Origin of the sequence: Paenibacillus sp. FSL K6-1096 (assembly GCF_037977055.1) — a bacterium.
Classification (GTDB): Bacteria; Bacillota; Bacilli; order Paenibacillales; family Paenibacillaceae; genus Paenibacillus_AQ.
Window position 1 is genome coordinate 1,742,192 of record NZ_CP150274.1, and the last position, 12,631, is coordinate 1,754,822.

Annotated in this window: 14 protein-coding genes and 1 pseudogene; 7 read left to right on the forward strand and 8 right to left on the reverse strand. The window is 42.4% G+C overall.

Going from position 1 to position 12,631, the window contains the following annotated elements:
* Positions 1 to 418: 418 nt before the first annotated feature.
* The 3 genes from MHI24_RS07610 to MHI24_RS07620 form a co-directional block, all read right to left on the reverse strand.
* Positions 419 to 2,110, reverse strand: coding sequence for an ATP-binding cassette domain-containing protein (locus MHI24_RS07610; protein WP_340025033.1), 1,692 nt, complete (start codon positions 2,108 to 2,110; stop codon positions 419 to 421).
* 70 nt (positions 2,111 to 2,180) lie between these two features.
* Complete coding sequence (locus tag MHI24_RS07615; RefSeq protein ID WP_340025035.1) at positions 2,181 to 3,992, reverse strand: ABC transporter ATP-binding protein; 1,812 nt, start codon at positions 3,990 to 3,992, stop codon at positions 2,181 to 2,183.
* 111 nt (positions 3,993 to 4,103) lie between these two features.
* Positions 4,104 to 4,241, reverse strand: a complete 138-nt coding sequence (locus MHI24_RS07620; RefSeq protein WP_340025037.1) for a CPBP family glutamic-type intramembrane protease — start codon at positions 4,239 to 4,241, stop codon at positions 4,104 to 4,106.
* Positions 4,242 to 4,267: 26 nt separating this feature from the next.
* On the opposite strand from MHI24_RS07620, the pseudogene MHI24_RS07625 reads away from it, so the two are divergent.
* A pseudogene (locus MHI24_RS07625) lies at positions 4,268 to 4,489 on the forward strand (HAMP domain-containing sensor histidine kinase); the annotation flags it as partial.
* A 167-nt stretch (positions 4,490 to 4,656) separates the two neighbouring features.
* Positions 4,657 to 4,941, forward strand: coding sequence for a DUF6809 family protein (locus MHI24_RS07630; protein ID WP_340025039.1), 285 nt, complete (start codon positions 4,657 to 4,659; stop codon positions 4,939 to 4,941).
* Between the two features lie 76 nt (positions 4,942 to 5,017).
* On the opposite strand, the gene MHI24_RS07635 is transcribed toward MHI24_RS07630, so the two are convergent.
* Entirely contained in the window at positions 5,018 to 5,257 is a 240-nt protein-coding gene (locus MHI24_RS07635) for a hypothetical protein (RefSeq protein ID WP_340025040.1), read from the reverse strand.
* A gap of 232 nt (positions 5,258 to 5,489) precedes the next feature.
* On the reverse strand, positions 5,490 to 5,765 hold the full coding sequence (locus MHI24_RS07640) for a hypothetical protein (RefSeq protein WP_340025042.1): 276 nt from the start codon (positions 5,763 to 5,765) through the stop codon (positions 5,490 to 5,492).
* 86 nt (positions 5,766 to 5,851) lie between these two features.
* On the opposite strand from MHI24_RS07640, the gene MHI24_RS07645 reads away from it, so the two are divergent.
* Together MHI24_RS07645 and MHI24_RS07650 are read left to right on the forward strand one after the other, a co-directional pair.
* Complete coding sequence (locus tag MHI24_RS07645; protein ID WP_340025043.1) at positions 5,852 to 6,826, forward strand: hypothetical protein; 975 nt, start codon at positions 5,852 to 5,854, stop codon at positions 6,824 to 6,826.
* 381 nt (positions 6,827 to 7,207) lie between these two features.
* The gene (locus MHI24_RS07650; protein ID WP_340025044.1) at positions 7,208 to 7,591 is read left to right on the forward strand and encodes a VOC family protein; all 384 of its coding nucleotides are present in this window, start codon (positions 7,208 to 7,210) and stop codon (positions 7,589 to 7,591) included.
* A 16-nt stretch (positions 7,592 to 7,607) separates the two neighbouring features.
* On the opposite strand, the gene MHI24_RS07655 is transcribed toward MHI24_RS07650, so the two are convergent.
* From MHI24_RS07655 to MHI24_RS07665, 3 genes are read right to left on the reverse strand one after another with little or no spacing between them, the layout of a single operon-like run.
* Positions 7,608 to 8,384 carry a DUF4097 family beta strand repeat-containing protein gene (locus MHI24_RS07655; protein WP_340025046.1) on the reverse strand — a complete coding sequence of 259 codons (777 nt, stop codon included), beginning with the start codon at positions 8,382 to 8,384 and terminating at the stop codon, positions 7,608 to 7,610.
* Positions 8,374 to 8,934, reverse strand: coding sequence for a DUF1700 domain-containing protein (locus MHI24_RS07660; RefSeq protein WP_340025047.1), 561 nt, complete (start codon positions 8,932 to 8,934; stop codon positions 8,374 to 8,376). The genes MHI24_RS07655 and MHI24_RS07660 overlap by 11 nt, the downstream gene beginning before the upstream one ends.
* Entirely contained in the window at positions 8,931 to 9,248 is a 318-nt protein-coding gene (locus MHI24_RS07665) for a PadR family transcriptional regulator (protein ID WP_036724153.1), read from the reverse strand. The genes MHI24_RS07660 and MHI24_RS07665 overlap by 4 nt, the downstream gene beginning before the upstream one ends.
* Positions 9,249 to 9,686: 438 nt before the next feature.
* Here MHI24_RS07665 and MHI24_RS07670 point away from each other — a divergent pair, with 438 nt between their 5' ends.
* From MHI24_RS07670 to MHI24_RS07680, 3 genes are read left to right on the forward strand one after another with little or no spacing between them, the layout of a single operon-like run.
* On the forward strand, positions 9,687 to 9,941 hold the full coding sequence (locus MHI24_RS07670; RefSeq protein WP_340025049.1) for a phosphopantetheine-binding protein: 255 nt from the start codon (positions 9,687 to 9,689) through the stop codon (positions 9,939 to 9,941).
* Positions 9,934 to 11,352 carry an SPASM domain-containing protein gene (locus MHI24_RS07675; protein WP_340025051.1) on the forward strand — a complete coding sequence of 473 codons (1,419 nt, stop codon included), beginning with the start codon at positions 9,934 to 9,936 and terminating at the stop codon, positions 11,350 to 11,352. Before MHI24_RS07670 ends, MHI24_RS07675 begins: the two co-directional genes overlap by 8 nt.
* An 11-nt stretch (positions 11,353 to 11,363) precedes the next feature.
* Positions 11,364 to 12,617, forward strand: a complete 1,254-nt coding sequence (locus MHI24_RS07680) for a radical SAM protein (protein ID WP_340025052.1) — start codon at positions 11,364 to 11,366, stop codon at positions 12,615 to 12,617.
* Positions 12,618 to 12,631: the final 14 nt, after the last annotated feature.

Below are 12,631 nucleotides of genomic sequence, written 5' to 3' on the forward strand. Positions count from 1 at the left end.
TATATAAACAAAAACAACTGGCGAGGGTTGAAAATGAATCAGGATATTACTGCAATGCAGTTTATTGACTTGCTTCAGCAGGGGCAGAAGGTTTTCTACAAAATATGTGTAGAAGATGGTTCGCTTAGGGAGCGGGATTTATCCTCCCTTACATTTAAGGAGTGTTTATTCTCCATTGACTTTTCGGGCTCCAATTTGGAGTCAACACAATTTATTGATTGCAATCTGAAGACCTGTCTATTCACTAAATGTATCCTAACCCATGCATTATTCATCAGTAATTCTTTAGATACAACAGACTTCTCAGGAGCACAAGTGAATGGGATCACCTTTAAGGACAACACCTATCATTCTATTGTACTGACGGAGTCTCATCTTGCAGAGATGATTATATAAGTTTAGAAAAATCCCCCGCCCTCTACACATACCACTTCCGCTGCGCCTCATACATCGTCCGGTACTCGCCCGCCATGCTCATTAGCTGCTCATGCGTGCCGTCCTGCACGATCCTTCCATCCTTCATCACGAGGATTCGGTCCGCGAGCTTCACGGAGCCTAAGCGGTGGGAGACGAGGATTGCAGTTTTGTCCCGGCACAGGGCGGCGAAGTCATTATACAGACGGGTCTCCTCCAGGGGGTCGATGGCCGCCGTGGGCTCATCCAAGATCATCCAGTCACTGTCCCGGAACAATCCGCGCGCAATCGCCACACGCTGCCACTGGCCGCCGGATAGATCGGTGCCGCCGAACTCGCGTCCCAGCATCGTATCCCCCCCTTCCTTAACCCCTTCAACGGACAAAAGCACCCCGGCCTCTTCACAAACGGATACTACTGTAGCATCATCTGCTGGTTTGGAATATTGGCTGATCCGCACATTTTCCCGTAACGTCTCATTATACTTGCGATAATGTTGAAAAACAGCCGACGTTCGCTCATAGCTAGTCCGCGAAGCCTCCACGTTCCCGTACCACACTTCCCCTGCCGTAGGCGGGTATAACCCCATAATAATACGGCACAGCGTGGTCTTCCCGCTTCCATTCTCACCTACAATCGCCAGCGTCTGCTTATGCGGGATGATCAGGTCAATGTCCTCCACCGCATTTCGGGTCGCCAGCGGATAGCGGAACCGGACAGCTTTTAGCTTAATATCACTATCTGCGGGCCTTGGCATGTTATTAGTTACATGAACAGGTTCGTCGATGAAATCCAGAAAATTCTCCACAGAGCCGATATTCTCCGTAGCCCAGGCGATTCTCTCGGTGATCAGCTTGTTCATGAACCGGTACAGACTGCCAATCGAAGCCAGCACCGCCGCAAAAGCTCCAATCGAAATCTCCTGCCTCATCACAGACACAAACAGCATATACACGATCAGGCCGTAGCCCATAACCGTCACTATATTCAGAATGAGCTGCACTAGATGCTTGCGTACCTGCGTCCGAAGTACAATAGCGTTCAACCGTTGCAGGGCAGAGGTATACAGATTCTCGAAAAATGCAGTAGCCCCCAGCAACCGGGTCTCTGAGAGATACGCTTTGTCCGTCAAGCACCGTTCATAGTATTCACTTTTCCGCCGGATCGGGGCAGATGCCGCCTCCAGATTCTTGAATGCTGACATCAGCACCAATTGAGAGAGCATCACCGGGACGAATACGGCGACAACACTAAGCGCAAGCACCGGCTTGAGCGTGAACAGATACCACCCGATGAACACGAAATAAGTCGTATAGTAGAACAGAATGTCCAGTAAGGTAGTCCCGATCCAGATCAGCTTCCCGCTCCCGTTCACAGCCTTGTGGATATAATCCAGCCGCCCTGTGTCCTCGAATTCAGAGACCTGTAACGAATCTACTCTCTTAAAAATCATCAGGTTCAAGTGCTTGCCCACACTTAGCCCGTAAATCTCCTCATAACAGTTCCCGAGCCCGTCCATAACATGATAGAACAGATACATAAGCGCCAGTACGCCCAAGGACAAGAGAATCATTTTGAAGTCTATTCGATCTGTAGCATAGGCAGCAGCCGCATCTAAAAACCTCTGCATAAATAACACCTGCAGCACCCAGGAGACTGCCTGGAGCAAGGCAATTCCGATATATGTATATGTCATCCCGGGATTCACCTGGAATAAAAGCCGCAGGCATCTGACTCCGTTCTTAAGGAACCCCTTTCTCTGTATTCTATCCATGCTGCACCATACTTTCTGCCTCATACCACGACTTCTGGCTGGCGAACATCTTCCGGTATATCCCGTCAGGGATGTCCATCAATTGCTCATGGGAGCCCTGCTCCGCAATCCGCCCGCTACACACCACCAGGATCTCATCCGAGATTCTCGCTGCGCCCAGCCTGTGGGTGATATATATGGTGAACCGGTCTGCGCGGATGCTGCTGAACATTTCATATAGCCGGCTCTCTTCGATAGGGTCCAGGGCAGCCGTAGGCTCGTCCATAATATGGATGGCAGAATTAGAGTACAACAGTCTGGCTATCGCCAACCTTTGCCACTGCCCGCCGGAGAGGTCCAGGCTGTTCTTTTGGATTTTCCCGACATAAGTATCGAGACCCGCTTCCAGCCCCTGAACCATTCCGTTCAGATTCATCTTGCTTATACTGTGACGGATTCGCTCTTCATCCTTCCTCAGGATATTCCCCAACCGGACATTATCCTGGATCGTCAGCGCGTACCTGGCGTAATTCTGGAAGACCACCCCGATGATGCTTTTCAGCTCCGGATAGCTGTACTCCCTCAGATTCTTATGATTAATGAATATTTCGCCCTCGTAGTTATCGTACATCCCCGTGAGCAGTTTGATCAGGGTGGATTTACCGGCCCCGTTCTCGCCGACAATGGCATAGCTTTTCCCGCTAACCATTGTGAACGAGCATTGATTCAGTATGTATCTCTCCGTATCCGGGTAACGGAAGCTCACCTGCCTAAATTCCAGCGATTGAAAGACGAAGCCGTCTATCTCCACAGGTAGAGCAGCAGCATCCTTCTTCTCACTGAGTCCGGCAAAAGCAGAGAATTCCTTCAGATACGCCTTCATCCGTGCATGCTCCTGCATCGTCTCGGCTAACTGCCAGGACATCCTCTGCACAAGACTGAAGATCGCGGTCACCAGCGAGATGTACAGGCCAATCGATAGCTCGCCCAAGTGCAGCTCAGGCAGCAGCAAGGCCACTATAATGATGCCGATTAGCAGGGCGATGATCGAGCCGCTTTTCAGATGAATGAAGCTTCGGATCTGTATCTTCTTCTCCACCGCGTACGTCTGATCATACAGCTTGTCGTAACGATCCCTGAGCGCCGGACTATACCCGAATAACGTGCGTTCCTCCGCATCCTCCCGGCTGGTCAAAAGTTGGGCCAGATCTGCACTCCTCCTCCGTATCCGCTGCGCCTCCATCCCCAGCACATAATTCGCCTTGCCCGTCTTCATGGCAATATAGAACAAAGGCACCGCAACCAGCACAATCACAATCCCCGTAATGAACGTGGACGACATCACAATCACAAGCAGCGAAGCAGTCCCAATCAGCAAATTCAGTCCACTCATCATATTGTTGAATCCGCCCATGAAATGACCCACCGGATCGCCGCAGACCCTATCGATTAACTCCGCGGTCTCCTTATTCTCAATATGCTGATATGCAAGCCGCGCCCTCTTGAGCACCATCTCACGCTTCAGCCGCACATTCAGCCTATTGCGTCCCGTCAACTCAATCAGCTGCATCAGACTGGGGAGCAAATGAGTGATGATTACATAACCCATAATCAGCACAAGCGGCCTATAGATTAACGAATACTCCGCCCGGCCATTTACAATATCGGTCGCCGTATTAATGAAATAAGCCATCACCAGCGTCTGATAAGCAGGCATCAAGGCATCCACCAGCATGTACCCCACTGCCGCCACCGTCTGCACCGGAATCACCCGGAGTGGAATCCTGATCAGATCGAATACGGTATATTTTCTTGAAGTAAGCATGTAGTAGTCTCCTTGTTGGAATGAATGATATTAGGGCCGCAATAGGAAAGACTCGCAAAGCGTGCCCTAATCCATAGTATCATTTCCATCAGAAAGGAATAACCTGTCAGATTATAGGGATAGCGTAGAATAATAGAGAAGATTGAGGCCGTTATACACGATATGCACCACGACTCCCGGCCAGATCGAGCCTGTCTTGCGGAACAGGTATGCCACCAGAACGCCGACCATGAATGCGTCTAGCAGCATTCACTCTTGCCCGAGTCAACGATAAAGCTTGCATAAGGGTACTCGATAATGGAAAAGGGATGGACGAGGAAACACTACATCATCTATTCAACCGCTACTACCGGGGAACCAACACCGAGGAATCCACCGACGGTTCCGGCCTCGGCATGAGCATCGCCAAAACCATCGTCGAAGCACACGGCGGGGAAATCAAGGTACATTCGGTAGTCGGGCAAGGTACGGAGTTTGAGATTGTTTTGCCGTGCTGAGCAAACAAGGGTTCCAGTTCTGATGAGCTGGAGTCCTTGTTCCTGTTAGGATTGCCGAAGGATTTATGCAATCTCCATCGTTCTGTAGAGTATACTATGTGGATTTAATAGTTTATCTCTTTTTTTGTTGAATACAAAGTACTTCTATCGATGAAGGAGATGAGCAAATGGAGAGTATTTTAGAGAGTTTGTATCACGGTAACTTACATCCCGATGAGAAAATCATACCCGATGACCCGCAGTACTCTATTTTAAGAAAAAGAACATCTGGCATCACAGAGACATGGAAGAAGCGGCTTTCAGCGGATGAATTCGACCAACTAGAAGCGCTGTTAGACTTATACGGTCAATGTCATGGCATGGAGTTGGCGGCTAGTTTCAAGTATGGCTTTCGCTTGGGAGCGGGGATTGTGGTGGAGGTTTTAAGCGGGGAGAAGCGCAATAATTTGTAGGTTAAGTAGTGTTGGTCTAATACAACTATCGCTGCAAAAAGAGCCACTTTTCAGTGACTCTTAATTTGATGAATATTCATTTCCCCTCAAATTCAGACCAAACTAAGTAGAAAATCCCAAGTACAACTAGTGCAAGTGGAATTAATATTGGAAATGGTGGCGGAATCAAGGAAAGGTTGTTCTCCATCATAGTATTTGAAATCCCCGTAGTCTTAAAAGTAAGCGAAAAGGCAGCTATATAATGCAAAGACTCCCGGATGATATAAGCTCCAATTCCAAACCCCAACAGAAAAATCCCTATCCCTCTTTTACTCAAAGTCATTCCCTCCACCTTTATACATTTTAGTAGCTTGGTGCAGACGTACTTTGTTTTATTGTGTAGACACCATCAGGAAGTCCTGGAGATATAGTTTGTGTGCCTGTTGTTGACAAACATGAAAATAACAAAGGCCCGCCCGTTTATAAGAAGAACTGAATATGCAGTGAATGTATTTTCTCTTTCCAAAGTTGGTTAAAAACTTTAATCGCACTTATACAATCACGAATTTTTATCTTGTTTCCTCTATTTTTTTTAATGTGTTTTTTTGAATTATATTAGAATTGAAAACTACTAAATAATGAGATGTTTTATTTAGTTCGCTAGTATCAAATTTAGAAGGTACTTTTATATTTATTTTCTCTCCCCATTCCATGGTTACAGTAATGTTTTGTTTTTCTATTTCTGCAATTTGAACAATAGCAGCAGTACTTTTCATACTTCGGAAGAAAATAAATAATACTAAAATGATCAGTATCAACAACATGATTTTTATTTTTTTTGACATTATATTCTCCTTTTATTTGTTATTATACACTATGTGTGATATATTGGTAAATTTTATACTAAATAAAGGAAATGGAGGAATTGAAATTGAAGAAAAAAGGAATTTTAGCTACACTGGTATTACTATTAAGTTTTTCTGTAAATGGATCAAATGCTTTTGCAAGTGATTCAAGTACAAGTGAAGTTGAATTGAATGCGCTTACTAAAATCGACATAGTTCAGAAGAAAGCCATTGATCCTTATTTATCGGTAGATAAATATATGGATGGTAGAGTAGTTGGTATTGAAAATGTAGATATTTTAAACGAAAACCAGAAAACAAAAATATTAGAAGAGATGAGATTTAACTCTGAAGAGATAGACGCGATGCCAGAACAGTTGAAAAATGATTTGTTAGAATCCGGTGGTGTAAAAGTTGAAATTAATACCAATATAAGCGAGGAATATCACTCACTAGATGGAAAAACATATGTTGTTAATGAGAAAAACAAAGAACTTATTCAAAATATTAAAAGTGCTGATTTAAAAGAAATTCAAAAAGAATCTGGTCTATCAACAATGCAAACTGCAAAAAATTCAGTAAACGATGGTACTTTTTCAGCCTATCACGCATTAATGTATAGCGGAAAAACATCTAACGCTAAAGAATTTGTATATTCTTATGTAACATATTATACAATAGCGCCTCCAATTATACCTACAGGTAATGATAAAATAGGTACAGCATGGCAGGCATATGTTACAAGAACAGGCGCAACTGCATATAATTACAGGGGGAATTCTGGATACCAAGGGTCCGTTGATGTTTCTTCGGTATATGGTACATCAACAAGTTTTAACTCAGAGTTCTATACTAGAGGTTACATGCAAAACAACATTAATATCCCAGTTACTTATGTTGGACTAACTACTAATTTTTCAAGTTCTTATGCCCATCCATACACCCCCTTATCTCCAGCAGTTAGCATTGGTCCTCTTGCAGTCTCGTTTTCTTCATTTATTGGAAGTCAATGGACATGGGGGAGTTCGTTTACAGTTGGATCAACTTCTTTAAATCCTTAATTTATTTTGTAATAGCTGATATTATATTTACATGTTAAAGCGCCCAGTGGGCGCTTTTTCTGTCATCATTTCTGTAGAGCACTAAATTAATGGTGGAACTCTACTTGACGCTACAAAGATCCTAGCTCTGTTGGAGATCGATATACGAGCGTTTTGACCAAGCTAACTTCTTACAATAGGAATAAATAGTGCCCCGCTCGGGTTCCTTAACCCCCTTTAACATTCAATATCCGGCCGACCAAGCCAAGCATCGAAAAAATACCATTGATGGAGAGCATAAGCAAATGATACACCCGTCAGGCTTTACCTGACGAACCTTTTTCAGCTCCACCTATCCTCATGTTAGAATAAGCTAGATAACTAACAAGGAGGTTCAATCCATTGATACATCATATTGAAATTAACGTTTCAGACCTTAGACGTTCGGCTGAGTTCTGGGGATGGTTTCTGTCAGAGCTTGGTTATACGCAATATCAGCAATGGGAAGAAGGTGTCAGCTGGAAATCAGGTAACGCCTACCTTGTCTTCGTTCAAACCAAAGAGAAATACCTGGAAGCCTCTTATCATCGCAGTCAGATTGGATTGAATCACCTGGCATTCCATGCAGAATCAAGAGAACAAGTAGATGAACTGACCAGAATGGTTCGTGCTAAAGGCATGAATATTCTTTACGAGGATAGGCATCCTTTTGCAGGCGGGGAACATTATTATGCTCTATTTTTTGAAGACCCCGATCGAATTAAAGTAGAGGTAGTCGCTCCTTAGAATGATAAATATATATCTATGTACCTTCGCCTGAATACTGTTCGATCTTAAGATCGCCGGTGTCCGAGATCAGCTCGACAAGTGGCCCGCCCTCACCGATAGAACCATCCTGATAATCCGGCAGCGTGACCTGAACCGTTCCAGAATCGGCAGAGAACCCAGTGCGAAGGGCCTTAGGCGCTTCAGCGGTCTGGATGGTAATATCTCCACTATCCGAGACGGCATGGATATCCTGACTAATACGCTCCAGTGAGGCGGTGATTTTACCCGTATCGGTCTCCGCATGGATGATCCCCTCTGCGATATCCAGCTTGATCGCACCCGAGTCGCTTACCACCCGGTATTCCTTCGCCAGGACGGGGCCGACATCAATTTTCCCGGAGTCCGTTACCACCTCAAGCTGGTCCAGCCGGGTCGCAGGAATCCCAACCGAGAGCTTAAGGTCCGTATAGATATCAAAAAAGCGGTACCGGTTGTCCTGAACCACCTTAATCCGGGTCTGCCCCTGATCCTGAGTGATGTCCAGCTTGTAATCCTTCATTAATGCCTTGGTCGTCTTCCCGCTTAAGGTTGCCTTGATCTCATCTCCCTGAACGGGAACCACATCAATCGTTCCAATCCCGTTATGAAGAAGAACGCTGGTGGTCTGGTCCATCCGGACAGTCTGTTCAACCGATAGCTCATGCACATCGAAGGGTGAATTGCCTAACAGATACAGCACTACATTTCCAATGACTCCGGCAGCAATCAGGAGCAGGGCAAGTCTGGTTACGTTCCGGGATTTATTTTTCAAAAGAAACCACATCCTTCTTGATAACTGTCAGATTATACTTCAGGTACCGGATCACAAGATGGTAATACAGCCGGGTGAGCTTCAACGTTCCAAGGGCTACCAGCAGTCCTACGCCAACCAGGCCCAGCATCAGGAAGATGCTATTAATAGACAACGCCACCGACTGGTACTGAAGCATTAATAGAACCGGAGAAATAAGCAGACTAATAGCAAAAACGAACACCGCGGCAATCACAGTTAAAGAGGTAATAAAAGGTAGCAGAACGATAACTAAGTTGAACAATCCTAAGCTCACCGTTGCCATAACCGCTCTCGTCACGCTTAAGAGGGTTGGGGATTTGTCTGCTTTTTCAATTTGTGACTGGGTCAGTAGTTCGCGAGCGATCAGCCGGGGATGGCCCAACTTGGAGATCACTTCTGCTTCGGACCGTCCGCTTAACCGGGCAAACTCGAAATGCTCCTTGAACTCACCCATAAGCTCGGCACATTCCTCAGGAGGAAGCAGCTTCAGATACCGTGCCAATTCATTCAGATAGGCCTCTTTATTCAATCCGATCCCCCCTTAATAATCTCCTGAACCCCTATGGCAAAAGCATTCCATTCCTCAATCATGTCGTGCATGACTCTCCTTCCCTCATCGGTAATCTTATAGTACTTCCGGGGCGGCCCCTCCTCCGATTCGGATAGATAGGTCGAGAATAATCCATCCGCCGCCAGCCTTCTTAACAATGGATAGATCGTACCCTCCGCTATGGCAAATTTCTGCGAGATCTGCTCCACCAGCTCATATCCGTACCGGTCCTTCTGTGAGGTCAACACCAGCACACAAAGCTCCAGCACACCCTTCTTGAACTGAACATTCAAACCTTATCACCACGCTTTATTTAGTACTGTGCAATACACAGTAGTTGCTAATACAAAGATTACCATCTGCTACTGTTTAATGCAAGGTCGTTGTAACATCGAATTTACTCCCGGTCATCTTTTAGAGCTAGTGGGCGATGGCTCAATGTTTTGTATTCTACAATAAAATGAGCCATAAAAAAACATGCTAAAAGCTATATTTTTAGTATAATTTGACAGGTTTTTTTTTACTTTTTTATCAGCTATGATGTTCTCATATATCAAGCTAGGAGGTGAAACAAATGAATCTAGCAGATTTGGTAGCACAACTCAATAGCAGCGTAGCTGTCCCGTTAGGTGGCTGCGGAACAAAGAAAACAAGCTCAGCTAATACAGGATGTTGCTAAAAAACGAGGGGACGAAAGCTAATCTTTCGTCCTTTTTTATAAGGAGGCTCTTATGGATAATCATAAACCGAAAGATGATGTTGAGAACATGCTTTATGAAATGATAACAACTTTATGCGGCAAACCTAAGGACGTACATAATAACTCAAGTTTAGTAAATGATCTATCTTTATCTTCATTGGAAATTGTTCAATTAATAGTGATGATAGAGGAGAAATTCAATGTGGAAATTGATATGAATGTTGAATTTAAAGTTATCCAAGACATTATTGATTATATCAATAAGGAAGTTGGTTCGAATGTTTAGTATTGACTCAAAATCCTACCACGTATTTAAAGACAACGATAAGTACTTCTTATTTGATATTTATAAGATGATATTTTGTGAAATTAATTCTTCAATTTACAATGCATTATCTTCTAATGACCTTAGTTTATTAGGTGACGAGGAATTAATGCTCCTACAATCACTATCTGATAATAATGTTTTTTTTAATACCTCTATCCCCCATCAGCACGAGAATACTCCTGCAGACAAAGCTTACTTCTCATTAGCACCCGTTCATGGCTGTAATCTAAAGTGTCGATATTGCTTTGCATCATCAGGTAATAACTATACTAACCAAATAAGAATGCATGATGATCATACCTTACGAGATATTTCAAATTTCATTTGCTTTAATTGGATGCCTGGATGTAATGAATTCAGATTGGATTATGTTAGTGGCGGAGAGCCACTTATTAATAAAAAGGCATTTAGAAATTCTGTTATGACTCTCAAACACCAGTTCAAACTAAACAAGCGGGAATTATTTATATGGCTTTGCTCAAATGGAACACTGTTGGATGAGAGTGACCTTGCTTTTTTCGAATCACAAAATTTACTCTTTGGACTAAGTCTTGATGGTAATAAAGAACAAAATAATCAGCGGTTATACCATAATGGTAAAGAGACCTACGACGATGTAATAGAAAACATCAAGATGATATTATCTTCTGATTTCTCAAATAAAAGCAAGGAATTATGGGGCCTGTCAGTTATCACAAAACATAATTCGAATTTAAAGGAAATAATAGATCATCATTATAAACTAGGGTTTAAAACTGTTCAAATGAAACTGGTCAGATTATCTCAACAAGATAATAAAAATGTAGATTTTAATAAATCAGAAATAACTAATTTAAAGGAACATATTGCTCAACTATTTGAATATGTGTTGGCAGAAGCAGTTCAGGATAACCTTCAGCCATGGTTAACTTTTCTGAATGATAATGATCATTTTGGTAAATTAACCCGAAGAATTATATTAAAAAAGCCTTACGATTACCGTTGTCATGCAGCTCGTTCAAAACTGAGCTTTACCCCGGATAGAAAGATTTACCCTTGTGATAGTTTTATTGGCATGGAGGAATTTTGTATCGGGGATTTGGACAACGGTTTGGATCATTCAAAGCTTTCTAACTTTGAAAATCAGTCAATCTATGAACGGGATTCCTGTAAAGAATGTTGGGCTAGATTTGTCTGTTCAGGTGATTGTTTTCACAACTCCTATTTGTCTACAGGCAATATTTCCGAACCAGATCCTTTCTTTTGCGAAATCGTTCAATATACTACCATGCATTCCATTGTAACCTTAAATGATCTTTTAAGAAAAAATCCGCAATCATATAACAAGCTTTTTAAATTCCTTAATATCAGAGATAAAGTTAAAAAATAGGAGCAATGAACATGACAATTTATATTAACCCGAATGTTAAAGGAATTCACTATTTTGGAGAATGTAGCATTATTGAGTTTAAAGACGAAGAATATATATTAAACCCTGCTAAATCTTTAGTAATGGATATGGTACTAAATAATAGTGGTATTGAAATTGAAAAATGGAGCCTTCTTGATGCCAATATTGAATACCGGGATGAACTCAGACAGGCCGCTTTATTTTTTATTGAATCCGAATTAGGACAAAAGTTATTTACTACAACGGCCCCGCTGACACCATCTGCTTCAATTTTAAAGATCACTGGAAAACCTCAACATTACTACCCCAAAAAAATAAGTATTGAATTAACCAATAAGTGCAACTTATATTGCTCACATTGCTATAAAGAAGCCAATGATGGAAATGTCTCTTCTATGAATAAAGACGAAATTTTTGCCTTTTTGCATAAATACAAAGGTCTAATCCCTGCCATTCATCTCACAGGCGGTGAGCCTTTGGCTGCTCCTTATTTGGAAGAATTAATAGAGGAATTTAAGCATTACTATCATATAGAGCTTAGTAGTAACGGGACGCTTTTGCACACCTTAAAGAAAAGCACATTAGCTAGTATCTCAAATATAAGTTTGACCTTATACGGATTATCTGATGAGCAATACAAGCTAAATACCGGCAATGCAAAGGGATTTTCTATGCTACAAAAGAGTTGTTTGTTATTAAAAGAGATGAATAAATCCTTCAAAATGAATGTGGTTATGAATAAACAAGTTCTTCAAGGAATAAATAGTTATATTGAATGTGCCATAAGTTTAGGGGCCAATGTTTTAAACATTGGAGCGCCGCTTTCTGTAGGAAGGTTAACTCAATCAGCATCCGTTGATGATTGGAAGCTAACCGAAACACAACTAAATAAAGTTTTTAGAACTATACAGAAATCTCAATTACATTACACTGACCAGATTAAAATATTGCCTTGGGAAAGAGACATTTATTACAACGCTAGTGATTACAGAGAAGAAATGCAAAACATTTATTCATCCCCTTGTTTGGCATGTGGAGCAGGAAATCGTACCTGGGGACTTTCTGAAACTTTCAATTTTACTCCTTGTATCATTTATAAAGATTTATACAATTTAAATCTTACAAGCTGGGAAGAGTACATTGAAGGGGATTTAAAGATAGATTGGAATGAAGTAACGACCTCGTATAGGAATAATTGTCAGCAAAATTCCACCTGCAATAGAATGATTATATTCCAAAAATGAAAGCGTGTGGTTCC